15 protein-coding genes are annotated in these 17670 nt (G+C 42.3%); 1 reads left to right on the top strand and 14 read right to left on the bottom strand.

All coding sequences use genetic code 11. The features are described from left to right. Positions 1-44 precede the first annotated feature (44 nt). The 3 genes from HGO97_RS01630 to uxuA all read right to left on the bottom strand — a co-directional run bounded on the left by HGO97_RS01630 (position 45) and on the right by uxuA (position 3867). The gene (locus tag HGO97_RS01630; protein ID WP_216238767.1) at positions 45-1070 is read right to left on the bottom strand and encodes a sugar kinase; all 1026 of its coding nucleotides are present in this window, start codon (positions 1068-1070) and stop codon (positions 45-47) included. 113 nt (positions 1071-1183) lie between these two features. After that, positions 1184-2797, bottom strand: a complete 1614-nt coding sequence (locus HGO97_RS01625) for a mannitol dehydrogenase family protein (protein ID WP_216238765.1) — start codon at positions 2795-2797, stop codon at positions 1184-1186. Positions 2798-2799: 2 nt separating this feature from the next. Then, positions 2800-3867: a mannonate dehydratase gene (gene uxuA, locus HGO97_RS01620; RefSeq protein ID WP_216238763.1), complete on the bottom strand. Its 1068-nt coding sequence runs from the start codon at positions 3865-3867 to the stop codon at positions 2800-2802. A 291-nt stretch (positions 3868-4158) separates the two neighbouring features. Between uxuA and trhA the strand changes: the two genes are divergently transcribed. Then, positions 4159-4818: a PAQR family membrane homeostasis protein TrhA gene (gene trhA, locus HGO97_RS01615; protein WP_216238761.1), complete on the top strand. Its 660-nt coding sequence runs from the start codon at positions 4159-4161 to the stop codon at positions 4816-4818. Positions 4819-4843: 25 nt separating this feature from the next. On the opposite strand, the gene HGO97_RS01610 is transcribed toward trhA, so the two are convergent. The 11 genes from HGO97_RS01610 to pflB all read right to left on the bottom strand — a co-directional run bounded on the left by HGO97_RS01610 (position 4844) and on the right by pflB (position 17626). Beyond that, positions 4844-5644: a response regulator transcription factor gene (locus HGO97_RS01610; protein WP_216238759.1), complete on the bottom strand. Its 801-nt coding sequence runs from the start codon at positions 5642-5644 to the stop codon at positions 4844-4846. Next, positions 5641-7392 carry a sensor histidine kinase gene (locus HGO97_RS24120; protein ID WP_216238752.1) on the bottom strand — a complete coding sequence of 584 codons (1752 nt, stop codon included), beginning with the start codon at positions 7390-7392 and terminating at the stop codon, positions 5641-5643. Before HGO97_RS24120 ends, HGO97_RS01610 begins: the two co-directional genes overlap by 4 nt. Positions 7393-7503: 111 nt before the next feature. Then, positions 7504-9309, bottom strand: a complete 1806-nt coding sequence (locus HGO97_RS01600) for an FAD-dependent oxidoreductase (protein WP_216238750.1) — start codon at positions 9307-9309, stop codon at positions 7504-7506. A 117-nt stretch (positions 9310-9426) separates the two neighbouring features. Then, on the bottom strand, positions 9427-10257 hold the full coding sequence (locus HGO97_RS01595; protein WP_246597251.1) for a carbohydrate ABC transporter permease: 831 nt from the start codon (positions 10255-10257) through the stop codon (positions 9427-9429). A 12-nt stretch (positions 10258-10269) separates the two neighbouring features. Further along, the gene (locus tag HGO97_RS01590; RefSeq protein ID WP_216238748.1) at positions 10270-11139 is read right to left on the bottom strand and encodes a carbohydrate ABC transporter permease; all 870 of its coding nucleotides are present in this window, start codon (positions 11137-11139) and stop codon (positions 10270-10272) included. A gap of 43 nt (positions 11140-11182) precedes the next feature. Then, positions 11183-12514 (bottom strand): ABC transporter substrate-binding protein, encoded by a 1332-nt coding sequence (locus HGO97_RS01585; RefSeq protein WP_216238745.1) that lies wholly within the window; start codon positions 12512-12514, stop codon positions 11183-11185. Positions 12515-12877: 363 nt separating this feature from the next. Next, positions 12878-13444, bottom strand: coding sequence for a nucleotidyl transferase family protein (locus HGO97_RS01580; RefSeq protein ID WP_168866781.1), 567 nt, complete (start codon positions 13442-13444; stop codon positions 12878-12880). Between the two features lie 26 nt (positions 13445-13470). Next, positions 13471-14097, bottom strand: coding sequence for a GTP pyrophosphokinase (locus HGO97_RS01575; protein WP_216238743.1), 627 nt, complete (start codon positions 14095-14097; stop codon positions 13471-13473). A 172-nt stretch (positions 14098-14269) separates the two neighbouring features. Continuing rightward, positions 14270-14776 (bottom strand): DNA-deoxyinosine glycosylase, encoded by a 507-nt coding sequence (locus HGO97_RS01570; protein ID WP_216238742.1) that lies wholly within the window; start codon positions 14774-14776, stop codon positions 14270-14272. Then, positions 14764-15270 (bottom strand): flavodoxin family protein BilS, encoded by a 507-nt coding sequence (gene bilS, locus HGO97_RS01565; protein ID WP_216238734.1) that lies wholly within the window; start codon positions 15268-15270, stop codon positions 14764-14766. Before bilS ends, HGO97_RS01570 begins: the two co-directional genes overlap by 13 nt. A 115-nt stretch (positions 15271-15385) precedes the next feature. Further along, positions 15386-17626: a formate C-acetyltransferase gene (gene pflB / locus HGO97_RS01560; RefSeq protein ID WP_216238732.1), complete on the bottom strand. Its 2241-nt coding sequence runs from the start codon at positions 17624-17626 to the stop codon at positions 15386-15388. Positions 17627-17670 lie beyond the last annotated feature (44 nt).

The raw sequence follows: 17670 nt of genomic DNA, 5'->3' as shown, positions 1-17670 counted from the left end.
TCACTTTTCTTCGCTTTTTCGCATCTTTTTTCGTACTCTCTGACTTACCTTTTCATCTCACTGTGGTATCCCGTATTTTCATGATCTGCTATGATATCCTGTATCTCTGACCGGGTCAGTGAAGGCATATCTCCGGGAATGGTATTTTTCACAGCACTGCTTGCATTGCCGTATTTTAACGCCTTTTTGCAGTCCCCATCCTCTGAAAGCAGTCCATACAACACACCCGAAACATAAGCATCGCCGCTGCCTATACGATCCACCACTTCTATATTCTGATAGGGCTTTTCTTCATAATAACAATCTTCCTTTACATCATAAATAACAGATGTAAAGCTGTGTACCTTCGGGCTGTGCACGGTTCTCTGGGTAGAGGCGATCACGGAAAGAGGATAGTCCTTGGCAAAGCTCTTCATGATATCTTTAACATTCCCCTCTTTTCCAAAGGTAAGCCTCGCAGTGTCCTCGGAACAGAAAAAGATATCCACATAAGGAAGGATTCCCTCGATACATTCTCTCGCTTCTTCCCCTGTCCACAGATTTCCCCGGAAATTCACATCAAAAGAGATGCAAGTTCCCTGTTCTTTAAAACGCTTGATCATCTCGATTCCCGTCTGTCTGCACGATTCACTCAGTGCTAATGTGATTCCTGATGTATGGAAACAACGTGACGCGCTGTAAATTTCTTCCGTGAATTCATCTGCCGATACTCGTGTCATGGAAGAATGCTGTCTGTCATATACAATTCCCGGCTTCCTTGGATAAGCTCCGTTTTCATAGTAGTATACGCCCAGACGTGCATCTCTGCCGCTGTCATATACAAGATAATCATCACTGACTCCGCTGAAACGTATCTTATTCTTTGCATAGGTCCCAATACTGGAATCCGGTATCCTGGAAATGATTCCAGATCTTAATCCCAACAGAGATACTCCAGAAACAACATTCAATTCTGCGCCGCCGACCTGCTTTTGAAACACGTCCCCGCGCATGATCCGTTCATTATCCGGCGGTGAAAGCCTTAACAGGATTTCCCCCAATGCCAACAGGTCAAATTCCGTTTTCTTCATTTTATCCCTCCTGCAGCCGCATTTTCATGCGAGTTATCCACATATCCTGACTTCTCTGTGAATAAAGCTGCCACAAAAAGTGACAGCCTTAATCTATCATGGCAATTGGATTCTTATCCTACGTATTTTTCTAAAACAGTACGTACTGCGCCTGTTCCTTTGATCATCTCACGGAAATATGTGCAGACCTTCTCTGCCATCCCAATTTCACACAAATTGACTCCGAAGATTTTCTCATTTTCCAGTACAGGTTTCAGAGCAGCTTCTACATCAGCCTCTTCTCCCAGCTTGAAGCCAGCCACATATGGGCATACTGTATCCAGAAGCGGGTCTGGGCTCAACTCGAAAGCATTTCCATTGTCATCTACAGCCATCAGATAACGCAGCCATCCAGCAAATACGAGCGGAATCAGCTTCAAGTCCTCCACATTGAGTTCTGAGGATGCTTTGTAAGCCTTGATTGTCTCGCCATAGCGAATTGCAAGCTTCTGAGATGTATCCGTTGCAATTCTCTGCGGGGTGTCCGGCATAAATGGATTCGGGATACGTACATTTAGTACAGTATCGATAAATTCCTTCGGATCTAAGACACCTGGATTGACAACGACTGGAAGTCCTTCTGTATATCCGATTCCCTCTACCAGTTTCTTTAAGGATTCATCCTTCATCTCTTTTGAAATCAGATCATAACCAAGTACGCATCCAAATACGGCAAGCGCTGTATGAAGCGGATTCAGACAGGTACATACCTTCATCTTCTCTACTTTATCTACTGTCTCACGCTCTGTGAACATGAGGCCGCCTTTTTCCAACTGTGGGCGTCCGTTCGGGAAGGAATCCTCAATGACAAGATATTCACATTCCTCTGCATTTACGAATGGTGCAACATAGGTATTCTTGGAGGTAATGACTGGCTCCAACTCCTCCAATCCGTCCTTTCTCAGGATTTCTTCCACAGAAGAATCCGGGCGCGGGGTAATCTTATCAATCATCGTCCATGGGAAGGAAACTTTTTCCTTTGTGTTGATATAATCCAGGAATCCCTTTTCTACCAGAGAATTTTCCACCCATTTTTCTGCAAATGCATTCACTGCAGCATATAACTTATCCCCATTATGTGAGCAGTTATCTGTACTTACCATCGCGATCGGCTTCTCACCATTCTGAAAACGTGTGTATAATAAAGAAGCCACTTTTCCAATATAACTTGCTGGTTTTTCTGGTCCGTTCTCGAAGTCTGCTGCAACGGCAGGAAGAAGCTCTCCCTTCCCATTCACAAGGCTGTATCCCTTCTCTGTGATCGTAAAAGTAGCCATCTGCAGGGAATCTTTTTTGAAGATTTCTCTCAGGCGTCCGAACTCTGCAGCGTTCTCAGAATCCAGGATGCAGGATTCTACAACGCTTCCAACAACTGTCTTCTCCACATTTCCATCGGCTTTCAGGGTCACAAGGATAGAGTAATCGTCATGAGGACGGTTCATTTTCTCAATGATTTCATAGTCAAAGCCTTCTGCTACAACCAGACCTCTGTCCAGATCACCTGCATTTAACATGTTCTGTACCACATTTGCCTGGAACGCTTTGAAAATGTTGCCTGCTCCGAAGTGAATCCAGAATGGATTTTCCTTTGTAACTGCCTTTACAGCCTCACGGTCAAACTGCGGAAGATGGAATCCAGCTTCCTCCCACTGTGCTTTGTTCTCAAGACCTTTTTCATTTAATCTCATAACTATCTTGCTCCTTTCTCAATTGCTTCCCATAAACCATTCAGGTAGGTTGCTCCCAGTGCTCTGTCATACAGACCGTATCCAGGCATTGCTACTTCATCCCAGATCATGCGTCCGTGGTCTGGTCTGATTGGTCCTGTAAATCCAATTTCATACAGGGCTTTCATAATCTCATACATATCAAATGTTCCATCAGATGACAGATGTGCTGCCTCCTCGAAGTCTGTCGGACTGTTAAACTTTAAGTTACGAACATGGGCAAAGTGGATTCTGCCTTTCAGGGAACGGATCATATCCGGCAGATCGTTCTCCAGGTTTGTTCCATAAGAACCAGAGCAGAATGTCACACCATTGTGCGGGTTGTCCACCATCTGCATCATACGAAGGATGTTTGCTTTATTAATGATGATACGTGGAAGTCCAAATACGCTCCATGCCGGATCATCCGGGTGGATTGCCATGTTGATGTCGTATTTGTCACATACAGGCATGATGCGCTCCAGGAAATATTTGAGGTTCTCGAATAATTTTTCATCATCAATATCTTTGTACATTGCGAACAGGTCTTTTACATGAGCCATACGTTCCGGCTCCCAGCCAGGCATGATAGTTCCATTCATGTCGCCTGCAATAGAATCGAACATCTTCTCTGGATCCAATGCATCAACTGCTTCCTGTGTATAAGCAAGTACTGTTGATCCGTCTGGTCTTACACGTGCCAGCTCTGTACGTGTCCAGTCGAATACAGGCATGAAGTTGTAACATACCAGGTGGATATCTTCCTCTCCGAGGTTTTCCAAAGTTTCGATATAATTGTCGATATATTTATCTCTGTCTGCTGCGCCAGTCTTGATAGCATCATGGATATTCACACTCTCGATTCCTGCAATGTGAAGTCCTGCTGCTGCGACCTCGTCCTTCATCGCACGGATTCTTTCTCTGCTCCAGACCTCGCCTGGTACTGTATCATATAAAGTAGTGATAACGCCTGTTACCCCTGGGATCTGTCTGATCTGCTTTAAAGTTACTGTGTCGAATTTTGAACCATACCATCTTAATGTCATTTCCATAATACCATTCTCCTTTTCTTGTACCAGATTATTCAGTTTCTTTCACACTGCAGCCGCATTACTTCTTCCTATTTTGGCGGCTTTTTGTATCTGTTTTACTTGTTAAATTCATTATAAATCTTCTCCGAAAAATTCCAATTGGCAGAGTTGTTGCATACATTGCAAAAGTTGTTGTTTAAGTTTTTTGAGCTAAGCTCTTGCATTTTCGTAATATTAGTTGTAATATATGCATATACTTAATGTAGTTTTCAAAACTACATGCAACGTTTTCATTTTCTAGGAGGCATTATTATGAACAAAAAACACTTACTCAAAGATCCCGGAAGCGCAATCACACACTTCATCGGAATGCTGATGGCCATATTTGCAGCGATTCCACTATTAATAAAGGCTGCACATGAGCCAAGCAGGATTTACGTAATCTCACTTGCAATCTACGCAGTAAGCCTGATTTTATTGTACGCAGCAAGTACCACTTATCATACATTCGATTTAACAGAAAAGGTAAATACCATCCTCAAAAAAATCGATCATATGATGATTTTTGTTTTAATTGCTGGAAGCTATACACCAATCTGCCTCCTCGTATTGAATCAGCCGACCGGATACATTATGCTTGGACTTGTATGGGGCATTGCAGTGATTGGAATCTTGATTAAGGCATTCTGGGTATTCTGTCCGAAATGGGTATCCTCAGTACTTTATATCGGAATGGGATGGACCTGCGTGCTGGCCTTTACACAGATCTTGAATAATATGTCCAGGCCGGCATTCCTCTGGCTGCTTGCAGGAGGGATTATTTATACGATCGGGGGAATCATCTACGCACTGAAAGTGCCGATATTCGACAGTAAGCATAAGAACTTCGGGAGTCATGAGATCTTCCATCTGTTTGTTATGGGGGGAAGCGCATGTCACTTCGTGCTGATGTATGCGTTCCTGCTTCCTTAGTAAAACAGGGAATGGACCTGGCGGTTCATTCCCTGTTTTGTTTATATGAATTAGGGGACATTCCTGTATATTTCTTAAAAAAGCGACTGAAATATGCCTCATTATCAATTCCTATCACCAATCCTATTTCATATATTTTCATGTTTGTATTGATCAACAGCTCTTCTGCAAATCCAATCTTTAATTCTGCCATATAGCGCACAAAGTTCATATTGATATTCTTTTTAAAAAGTGCACTGAAATACTGAGGATTCACATGTGCAATTTCTGCTGCTTCATTTAGCGTTAATTCAAATTTCCGTTCGCTGTAAACTTTTTCTAATACTTCACGAATCGGCGCCGGAAGGACTTGCAGTTCTTTATATCCTGTAAGATTCTTATTTTTAGCAAGTGTTCTATTCAAAAATTTATTCAAATCATATTCCGTTTTAAATTTTACCGGTGGATTTTCTTCTAGTAATTTTTTTATTTTTTCCAGTAGTTCACCAATATTTGTAGGGGTGATAGATAGTTTTGTAATATAGTCTTTTGCTCCTTTTTGCAAGGCTGCCCTCGCATATTCGAATTCGTTATAGCAGCTCAGGACAATAATGATGATTTCAGGATAATTTTTATGCAGGTAATCCATAAATTCGATGCCATCTATTCCTGGCATTTCAATGTCCGTAAATACAACATCACATTCGTATTTCTCAATCATTTCTATGGCTTTTTCTCCATTTTCTGCAGTTCCTACCAATTCGTAACCGTATTGCTTCCAATGGATCAGTTTTGCAAAAGCATTCCTGAACCCAGCTTCATCATCCACAATTAAAAGTCGGATCATACACACTCTCCTCCATGCCTGACTGGCAGAATCAACAACACTTCTGTTCCCTGACCGATATCCTCACGATTTGAGATCCACAAACCATATTCCTCACCATAATGAATCCTTATTCTATGATTCACATTGATAATTCCTACTTTTGTTACCTCACGGTCTGTTTTTTTCATTTCCTCCTGCAGTTTGCACATCTGTTCAGGACAAATCCCTGTACCATTGTCCTTTATCCATATGTGAAGCTTATCCTTCATAATCTCTGTACTGATTCTTATTTCCTTATTTCCTGATATTCCCTGGAAACCATGAAGAAATATATTTTCTACCACGGGCTGTAAGATAAATTTTAATAACTGTATGTTTTCCAATCCACTGGTTAGTGAAAATGAAAAATCTACAGAAATATCATACCTGTTTTCCATCAAACGTACATAGCTCTCAATAAATTCTTTTTCCTCCCGGAGACTGAGATGAAGGGAACCTTTATTCATAGATATTTCATACATCCTTCCCAATGCAGCAATCAGGTCTCCCGCCTTCTCATCCTGATTCATATAGCAGACCCATTTAATTGAATTTAACGAATTAAATAGGAAATGTGGATTAATCTGCATCTGCAGCATTTGAAAATGCAATCTTCTTTTTTCCTGCTCCTGATATTTGATTTTATTGATATAATCATTAATTGATTCTACCATCACATTATACCAATAGTATAAAACACTAATTTCAGCAATATTCGTACTTTCATTCACCGGAAGATATTCCTGTGTATCCTTTGTTCTCTCCATTGCTTTCAGCAAAGTACTTATTGGTCTTGTCAAATAACGTGTAAACAGTAGTAATGCGGCTAAAAATACAATAAGTATGGCCCCAACTCCACAATGAAAAATAATGTTCAATTGGTTCAGGTCCACCATCAGTTTTTTTGAATCCATCACCATACTACTCTTCATCTTTGTGCCATAGCTGCTAAACCCGGCTTCAGCATGGTAATATATTTTATCTTCCAGCCGCGTGACATACTTCTTACTCTCTTCTTCTGTTATCCTGCCTGCATCTGGATACAAATTCATTATCATCTGGCCGTTTTCATCCTGTAATGTATATAGTTCTGCAGTTTCCTGTCTACTTCCAAACAACAGTCTGCTTAATTCCTCTGAATCCACGCTTGCAATGATCCAGAATGTCCCCGGAGTTCCCTTTAATTCTACCTTTCTGAGCAAATTCAGATATTTCTTTCCGCTTTTTGTATAAAAGTCAAAAATCCCCTCTTCATTTTTGAACCAGAAAATAGATTTATTTTGTTCTTCATACCAATTTAATACATCTGTCATCTGTTGTTCAAAGTCAAATGAGTCTGCCTTACCTATCCAGGTCTTGAGCATTTTCCCCTCGCCGAATACCATAATATTCATAGGAAGGTCAAAGCTATTTGCCAGCAAAAGTTCCACCTGTTCCAGTGCATCCGAGCATAACAGGCCTGTGCGGTCAGACTCACTCCTTAAATACTGTACTACTTCTGGATTAATTGCAATACTCCCCGATACGACTGCCATCTTAGACATCACGTTTTGGACAGCAGTATCGTTCTGTCTGATTTTACTGTCCAATATTTCATTAATTTTTTGATTTGCAAGATGTGAATAACTGATTTTCACCCCAAACACCAGCCCTAATACTGGAACCAGTAGGATTAAGACACAGAAAAGTATCAATATCGTCTTAATTTGAAATTTTCTTTTTTTCACTTGCTTCTCCCCCCTCCTCTGTACGACAAAGAGTCTGCCTGAAAAATTCAGGCAAACTCTCCCCAGGACGTGTCCATTCATTCCCTTCTGCTGACCGCCCCACTTTATAACCTAGTAAACTCTAATTTCAAACACACCCGCTTCTGGCTGTCCGTTTGTGTTTTGTATCAGAAGTTTGATCCGGTCACATACTATGGAATCTTGAAGTTTATGTATCCGGTGTCTCAGATAATTATCTGTTTCTCTTATCTGATATACAATCTGATCCGCACATAAGAATTCCAGTCTATAATCTTTTACAAGACAGGTCGGTACTCCTGTCTCCTGATCCTCTAACTGCTTTTTATTAATTGATACAAATATTTCGGAAGAAAGGTCACTGTCAAACCTTAAAATGACTTCTTTCACTTCAATTGTCCTGCCAAAATCTAGGCATATCCATTGTACATCATTTTCCAGACCATTTGTTTTCCACATATTGGTATTTTCTTCCACAGACCGATGGACACCATTTATTACATTTTCCGGCTCGCAGCCCTCGGCATAACCGCTGCTTGTAACAGCTGCATATCTTGCCAGATCCCGTTCATCCTCATTTTTCAGTTCTGGAATATAACAGTCGTCTTTTAACAGCTCCTGTTGAATTGTATGGATCAGTTTCTGTCCCGTCTCCCTTGGAGTGAAATGGTTTTTCACAGCGAACGCTGCCGCTGTCCCGACTGCCTGACCGCCTGCCATACAGGTCGCCATAACCCTCGTAGAGGACATGGCAAGATGAGTACAACTGATATTTCTTCCTGCCATCATCAGATTCTCTATGTTTTTGGAGTAATAACACCTATATGGAATCTGGTACGGCTTTGGAGGCGTTAACAGATGGGCCGGTTCGTCAGTCAGATTGTCCATCCCCCCTATCGTATGCTGATCCAGCGTCCAGCCACCATATGCGACCGCATCATCAAACAGGTGATTTTCCATCAGATCTTCTTCTCTAAGGATATAATCACCGACAATACGCCGGGATTCCCTCTTTCCTGGCACAAACCCAATCCAGTCCAATGCCAGATTATCCACATGGTGATCTCCCCCATTTTTCATGTGGTCCCAAACACCATAAAGGACTTTCAGCAGATGATCCCTGATTTCTTCTCCATCTGCTATTATATCCCGATCCAGCCCACCTAGTTCAATCCACCAATACCCGGAATCAGTTCCAGCCTTTGCCCGCCAGATTGCCTCCCCATCCATATGTTTTCTATAGATCAGGTCTTCCTCCGAATAAGTATACGCCCAGGAAGGTTTATGGAACTCAATCTTACGTCCCATATCGATTGTTGTGAACATGATGGTATTCCCCATTGTATAACCATCCGCCTTTGTCAGAGCGTGTTCCTCGCCAAAATCTGACTTTGCTTCTCTTCCTCTCATGTATTGTGCACCGGATATATATGCCAGTGTCCCATCTCCTGTAGCATCCACGAAAATATCCCCCTCGATTTCAAATCTTTTTTCCGTGGGAAGCTGTACTGCATAGATTTTTTCAATCCTGTTACCATCTGAGACTTCTACATCGATCATAGAAGTATTCAAGTATAATGTAATATTTTCTTCCTCCTGCATCATTTCCCAATAAATAGTGTCTGAGACACAGAAAGAATTCTGTTCGTTATATTTCCGATTTTTCAGGGCAATTTCTTCCACAATCCCTGTCTCTCTCGCATTTTTACGGAAAGCATGCTGATCTGCTCCGGATATATGCATCCTCACTTCCGAGCTGTTATTGCCTCCCAAAACAGGACGATCCTGAATCAGTGCGGTCTTAGCCCCGTGCCTGGCAGCAGCAAGAGCTGCTCCTACTCCTCCAGTACCGCCGCCTACGACAACTACCTCATATCTTTGTTTAATCCAATCAATCATTTTGGTCCTCCAACCTTTATAATTTGTACAGTATTTTCCTCATTTTGCTTTCAGTCTCTCATCCTATGCTAGTCAAAATGGCGATTTTGAATCCGCTTGACTGCTTTCTTGATGAGGTTAACCTTTAACGGCTCCCTTCGCCAGTCCTTCTACAAAGTATCGCTGTCCGAATAAAAACAAAATCATAGGTGGCAAGGCTGCTGAGACAGCGGCCGCCATAATTAGCGAGTATTGTTTTCCGGTTTCATCCATGAAGCTGATCAGCCCCAGAGGAATCGTAAATAGATTTTTGTCTGTCAGAAAAAGCATCGCATTTTCGTAATCATTCCAGCTCCAGACAATCGAAATCAGCACAAGCGTGATAATCCCTGGTTTGAGCAGCGGCAGAAGTATCTGGAAGAGGATTCTAAGTTCACCTGCGCCATCAATCTTCGCTGCTTCATTCATTTCATATGGTATAGAAATCATGAACTGTCTTAACAAAAATGTCCCAAAAGCCGTCGTCATGCCTGGAAGGATCAGTGCCCAATGTGTATTATATATCCCGAGCTCTTTGTATATCATGAATCTTGGAATCATAGTCAGCTGCGTCGGAATCATCAGGGTTGCCATATAGACTAAAAACAAGATATCCCGCCCCTTATACTTAATCTTAGAAAAGCCATATGCAGCCAACAGGCTTGTTATCACCAGCCCGCATACACTAATTGCAGTGACCTTTAGTGAATTCAGGTAGAACCTCACAAAGTCATACGCACCGTTCCAGACACTGTTATAGTTATTTACGAATTTTTCCGGTATGATATGGAACGGGGACTTAAAAATATCCAGCTCTACCTTAAAGGAATTCGATATCATATAAACAATCGGGAAAAAGACGATTGCGCAGATGAGAAAGGATAATACTGTTACGATTATTTTTTTAACTTTTCTATTCTGTTCCATCATTTCTTTTTCCCCCTAATAGTTCACCCATTTATTCTGCCCTTTCCACTGGTATAATGTAATTCCAAGAATAATCAGGAACAGAATTGTGGAAATTGCGGATGCTGTTCCCATATCGTTATACCGAAATGCCGTTATGTATGACTGGAATACCAGTACACTCGTAGAATCCCCCGGACCCCCGTCTGTCATGATATTCATTGGCGCAAATATTTTCAGTGAGTTAATCAGCATTGTAATTAATATAAAAAATGTAGTCGGGGACAACGACGGCAGAATAATATGTACAAACTGTTTATACCGGGAAGCGCCATCGATTGCCGCAGCCTCCATTAAATCTGAGGGAACCTGTTTTAAAGCAGCCAGGTATATCACCATGCAGTATCCAGCATACATCCAAACCTGCAGGGCCATGATACAGATCAGTGCCCATTCTGATGAAGTCAGCCATCCAGGTGCTGTCTTTACAAATTTAAGAATCAACTGGTTCACCGGGCCATAAGTTGGCTGAAAGAGCATCATCCAGACATAACATATTGCTACGATATTTGCCGTATACGGCAGGAACATAATTGTCCTGATCAGACTTTTTCCATATGCATACCTGTCTACGAAATATGCAATTCCAAGTCCTAATACGATCGTAACTGGCACTGTCCCCAATACAAATAGGACCGTATTTAAAAATGATTTATAAAATGAACGGCTGCTCAATAATTCTAAATAATTTTTCAGCCCTATAAATTCCATGTCACCCATTTTCCATTTTGTAAATGAGATAACAATCGCTGTCACCATTGGTACCAGGGTGAAAATAAAAAATCCTATGTAGTTCGGCGCAATAAATAGCAGCCCTTTCAGTACATTTTTCTTATTTCTATTCATATCTGCCTCCAGCTAAACAATATTTATTGCGCCACAGCCCCGGTTATTTCAGTTCTTGGTCGCCTCTCTCCTTTGCATTTGCGAGAGTGGACTCTTGATCCTGCTCACCTGTCACGAAGCGCTCTACCTCTTCCTTCCAGATACGCTCTAATTCTGGCAGTTTGTTAAATTTAGTATTATAATAACGTTCTATCTTCTCATCAAAGATCACATTTTTAAAAGAGTCTACGTCAAACAACTCTTCCGCGTTTTCTCCTAGCATCTCATTCAGAGCCACCTCAGGATCAATTCCGGTCCAGGAAGGGATTTTTCCTGCACGACACATATATTTCTGACCTTCTGTCCCATAATATTTGATAAAATCATATGCTGCTTCTTTCTGCGCAGTCGCCGGATTCATCATAATCACACCTGTAAGTCCCGGCCATCCATAATTATGTTCACTTCCCTCTGTAATAGGAAGAGGTGCGGCAACTGTTTTGAAATCATGAGGATATTTCTCCTGATCATTGATATATCTTGTAATCCAAGGAGCGCTGATACAAGTAGCTACCTTTCCAGATAAGAATTCACCATATGGCTCTAATTTTGAATTTGTAGCCTCTACAAAATTCATATGGGAACCGTCCTGAAGCATCATGCGGTCAAAAAGTTCCAATGTCTGTTGATAGACTGGGTCATCAAAATTACTTTCCGTGTCGCTCTTATAAAAACTGTCCGCGCCAAGAACTTGTCCTCTTCCCATCAGTCTGCCTACATCCTGCCATTTCATAAAGCCTCCATATATCTTTACTCCATCAGCGTCCTTAGTCAGTTTCTTCGTAATCTCCGCATATTCATCCCATGTCCAGGAAGTTGGGATCTCAATTCCTGCCTCCTGGAACATCTTCTCATTAATCCACACAAACTGATGGTCATAATTGGTCGGTAACCCGTATGTCTTTCCTTCGTACTGCCATACACCATCACCATATGCCTCCTGAATATCAAATCCGTCCTTTTCGAGAAGTGGGTCCAATGCCTCAGCCATGCCTGCTTCAATACGTTTTACATAATAATCTTCGAACTGGGTAAAATACACATCAATCTGTTCTCCAGACATCAAGGCAGTATCCAATTTTACATTTCCTTGGTCATCATTTACATAACGTACATATTCTACCTCAATGTCGGGGTGTTCCTCCATGAAGTGGTCGCAGACATCCTGTGGTCCATTTTCCTCAGGAATTGGTCCCCAGACGACAATTTTTTTCTTATCCTCCTTCTTCTCTTCCGCCACCTTTTCTTTTTTGCCAGAACCACATCCTGACACCAATCCAATTGTCAGAATAGCCATCATTCCAATTGATAATGCCTGTTTCGTTTTCTTTTTCATTTGCTTTCGCCTCCTTTTCTTTGTTTAAATATATCATTGTTTTCTTATTTTTAACATGCATTATTTCGAGCGATTCTTTACCTTTTTTCACATATCATGAATTGGGAAAATTATAGAATTATAAAGATATATGGTTCGATTTGTCCACATGATATGAAATGTTATATGAGCCAAAGCGAATATTTGGAATCTGTTTCGCTACTTCCTTGGTAAGGTTAAATAAATTTTAAGAACAAATAATGTGTTAGGGAAATTGTTAGAATTATTGAAAATGTAACTTTTTAGATTATTCTACTAAGAAAAAAAGAACTATAACATCTGCCATACATAGAGAAAATAACTTTCCCTATGTATGGGGATTTTTTATTCATATAGATAATTCAGGCTGCGGATGCGTTTTTCTATCTCATGCTCTGTAATATATTCGCTGACCGTCTTCGGTACATATTGCTTCCAGTCCTTGTCCTCGGCGATCAGTTTGCGTACCTCTGTCCCGGTGATTCCTTTTTCCTGTGGCTCTCTCCGCCAAAGGACCTCCGTCGTAAGCCCCAGTCTCTCCAATATCTGGAGGCGTTCCTCATCCCACTCGCTTGTTATGCTCATATAATGGACGGCATCCCTCGGAATATACTGTGGAATCAAGTCGGGCTGGCTTATTGGAAACGGAAGAATCTCATATTCTTCTCTTGTCACCCCAAAGTCTGCCAGCGCTCCCTGAATCATCTCAAAACGTTCAAAATATGTGAGTGGATTATCCCTCTTTGTAGTGCCGTGCTCATCTAAATCAGACGTCGCTGCAAATGCAACAATATCAGAATGCGTGATTCCGATATAGAGCTTTTTGCACCTCATTTTTGCAGCTAATAAGTACTCCATATGCTTCAAATGAAAGATCTGAAATCTTCCATGTATAACCCCTGTCTCAACCATTCCTAAAGCTCCTCTCATGTAGTTTCTTATATTTTATCAATTTTTCTGCGGATTTCCAACATTTTTGTATCAAGATCTCCGACCATATCAGCGCATTCTCTCAGTTCGGCATCAATCACCTCTGCTTCTTTACGTCCTCTTTTATATCGAAGCTGATGATCCAGATTGGCCCAGTAGTCCATCCCTGCAGTGCGAAGCTGCAATTCGGTCTTCATCCACTGCGTACCTCCCTGAAATGCAATTGGAATCTCCAGAATCATATGAAGGCTCCGATAGCCGGAATCCTTTGGATTTTTAATATAATCCTTCACCTTGATGACCTTTACATCCTTCTGTTCGGACAGAATCTCCGCAATCCGGTAGATATCATCCACATATGAGCAGATGGCCCTGACACCGATCAAATCATTGATTTTCTCCAATGCATTAGAAAAATTCTTTTCCAGACCTTTTTTCTTTAACTTTTTGCACGTGCTCTCATAAGACTTCATCCTGCCTGTCTTCAATTGTATCACACTGCGGTCCATCAACATAGATAATTCAATATTAATGATATCCAGCTTCGTCAGAATCAGGCTGATCGCACATTCACCCTTCACACTAAAATCACTGTTGATCAGGTTTTCCTTTAACTTATTACTCTCTTTTTTCATCAGACAAACTTCTCTCTACTTATATTCATCCCTGAACATCCTAAAATACAGTCCTTTACTAATATATGTTAACATTGGAAGTAACATACCTCTATCAACACATTGTCAGACTTCAGTTAAGAATTGGTAAAAAGAAAGAGCCTGAATATTCTGAATAGGATCAGCAAAAGGGTCAGACCCCTTTGATAAATTCCCCGATTTCTCCCCAGCTCTCCATCAAACGGTCGATGGAGTACGCGGCATTCGCGGGGCTTGTGGAGGGAAGACCAATGATCTCTCTGCCGGTCTTCCCTTTACTATATCTCTCATACAGCTTCTTTGCTGTCCCTCCGTTCGCATAGATGCGGCGGATATCGCAGTGGTCCAGTATTCGGTTCAGATCTGCCGGAACGACATTGCGTATGCTGCTGTCACTGGAGCCCTTTATCTCACAGCTCGAGATGACATCCCAGATAGCAATCCCATGCCGCAAAAGCAGCGCCTTTTTTTCTTCGATCGTAATCGGTACCTGCTCCTTCGTAAGCCTTGCTATGACTTTCCAGAAACGGTTCTGCGGATGTCCGTAATAGAACTGGTTCTCCCTGGACTTCACGGAGGGGAAGGTGCCCAATATCAGGACCTTTGAGTTCTGGTCAAATACTGGTTCAAATTCATGTGTTACCTGGTCTAAGCCGTCCATACCCTGTATATTTCTCCTTCCAATGCCTTGAGATCTGCCTCATCAGGATGCCCTAATGCCTGGTCAAAATTCTTAAGCATCGCCTTGATCTTCGGGTCATTCGGAGTCTTCTCCTGCATCGCTTCATATCTCTGTCTCACGCTGTCAGGCATGCTTCCCTGGCACATGAAGGTCCCTTGGATGGTACAGCTTTCAGACAGAAATGCAGACACACGGTTGAGAATCTGGTCAAAATATTCCTTCGCCCCGCCAAAACCTGCCGTCCCGAACAAAAAAATTGTTCTGCCCTCTAGTTTCTCCAGAAACTCTGCCATCTCCTCACTGCAGATTCCCTTGTCCGTCCAAAAGCCGGCAAATATCACCTCTGCCTCCGGCACTTCCTCTGGCACGCCTCCGAAATAAATGCACTTTTCTTCCCCTAATGTATAACGGATATGCTCCGCCAGCTTCTCTGTATTCCCCGTACGACTGCTGTAAACAACTGCATATGCCATATTTAAGTCTCCTTCCCTAAATCTGAGTATCACCACCATAGTTTCCATCATTATACTCTCTATGCACACAAAAAACAACAGCACACAAAAACAGAGAATCAGCCTTAAAGCAAATTTAAATTGCTTCGTGGAAGGTGCGCATGATGACCTCTCTTTGCTGTTCTTTCGAAAGCTTATGGAAGTTCACCGCATACCCGGAAACGCGGATTGTCAGGTTTGGATACTTAGATGGATTCTCATAGGCTTCCACCAGCATCTCCCGGTTGAGCACATTGACATTGATATGATGGGCAAGCTGTTTGAAATATCCATCCAAAATCTGTACCAGATTCTCCTGGCGTTCCTTTTCTGTCCTGCCCAGTGTGTCCGGGGTGATAGAAAACGTATTGGAAATTCCATCCCTGCAATCCTCATAGGAAAGCTTTGCCACGGAATTCAAGGATGCCAGCGCACCGTTCTTCTCCCGATTATGCATTGGATTAGCTCCTGGTGCAAACGGTTCCTTCGCTTTACGTCCATCCGGTGTCGCGCCTGTCTTCTTGCCATACATGACATTCGATGTAATGGTCAGGACAGACAGGGTATGTACTGCGCCGCGATACGTCTTCGTCTTCTTTAGCTCCGCAGACATATCCGCTAAAATCTGCTTTGCGATCTCATCCGCCCTGTCATCATCATTCCCATAGGTCGGGAATTCTCCCTGCGTCTCAAAGTCTACAATGTATCCGTTCTCATCCCGGATGGGCTTTACCTGTGCATATTTAATAGCACTTAAAGAATCCGTCAGAACAGAAAGTCCCGCAACGCCGCATGCCATAAAACGTTCCACCTCGGTATCATGAAGAGCCATCTGCGTTTTTTCATAGGCATATTTATCATGCATATAGTGAATCACATTCAATGTATTGATATACAGTCTGCACACCCACTCTCTGTATTTTTCCAAACGTTCAAGAACCGTGTCATAATCCAAAATATCGCCCTCATATACGGACATTTCCGGCCCCGCCCAAGTCTTAGAATAGGTGTCATATCCTCCATTGAGTGCAAGGAGTAATAGCTTCGGCAGATTACACCTTGCCCCGAAGAACTGCATCTGCTTTCCAATCTTCATCGCAGACACGCAGCAAGCGATTCCATAATCATCTCCATAAATCGGTCTCATCAGATCATCATTCTCATACTGGAGAGCATCCGTGTCAATGGAGACCTTGGCACAGAAATCCTTGAATCCCTGGGGAAGTTGCTCTGACCAAAGAACCGTCAGATTCGGCTCCGGTGCAGGTCCCAGATTGTACAGTGTATTCAGAAAACGGAAGCTGTTCTTGGTTACAAGTGTACGCCCCTGCTCATCCATACCACCAATAGATTCTGTGATCCACATCGGATCTCCGCCGAACAATTCATTATACTCTGGAGTCCGAAGATGCCTTGCCATACGCAGCTTCATCACAAAATCATCGATTAATTCCTGTGCATGAATTTCATCCAACACTCCTGCCTGAATATCCCTCTGAATATAAATATCCAGAAAGGTACTCGTTCTCCCCAGTGACATTGCGGCCCCATTCTGCTCCTTAATAGAAGCCAGATATGCAAAATAGGTCCACTGGACTGCCTCCCGTGCGTTCGCTGCCGGTGCAGAAATATCATAGCCGTACATCTGTGCCATCTCTTTCATCTTATGCAGGAAATTGATCTGCTGGTATAATTCCTCGGACAAACGAATGGAATCCACATCAAAATCGCCCTCTCCAATTTCCCTCTTATCTCTTTGCTTCTCCTCTATCAGAAGATCCACTCCGTACAGTGCCACCCGCCGGTAATCTCCAATGATACGCCCTCTTCCGTATGCATCCGGCAGTCCTGTCAAGATGCCTGCATGTCTGACTTTCCTCATTTCTTCCGTATAAACACGGAATACGCCGTCATTGTGTGTGGTCCTGTACTGGAATTCCTGTTCGATCTTATCAGAAAGTTCATATCCATACGCCTTACATGCCTTTCTCGCCATATTAATCCCGCCAAACGGATTCACTCCCCGTTTGAGTGGACGGTTTGTCTGAAGCCCGACAATCAATTCTTCTTCCCTATCTAAATATCCCGGCTGGTATGCAGTCAGGGATGATACCGACTGAGTGTCAATATCCAACACTCCTCCAAAATCCTGCTCCAGCTTCAAAAGACTGTTCAAACGGTCCATCAGCCTTTTTGTACGTTCTGTCTTCGTCTCCAGAAATTCATCTGTCCCTTCATAGGGAGTCACATTTTTCAGGATAAAATCCCTCACATTGATCTCCTTCTGCCAATCCCCTGCTGTAAAACCGTTCCATTGCTCAAAGTTTTTCTGTTCCATGACATTTCCTCCGTTTCAATCTCAGATTTACGTTACCGCTCGAT

Source organism: Faecalicatena faecalis (genome assembly GCF_012524165.2).
Taxonomy (GTDB): Bacteria; Bacillota; Clostridia; order Lachnospirales; family Lachnospiraceae; genus Faecalicatena_A; species Faecalicatena_A faecalis.
The sequence above is the reverse complement of the archived record's forward strand: the minus strand, read 5'-3'. Positions and strand labels throughout refer to the sequence as shown.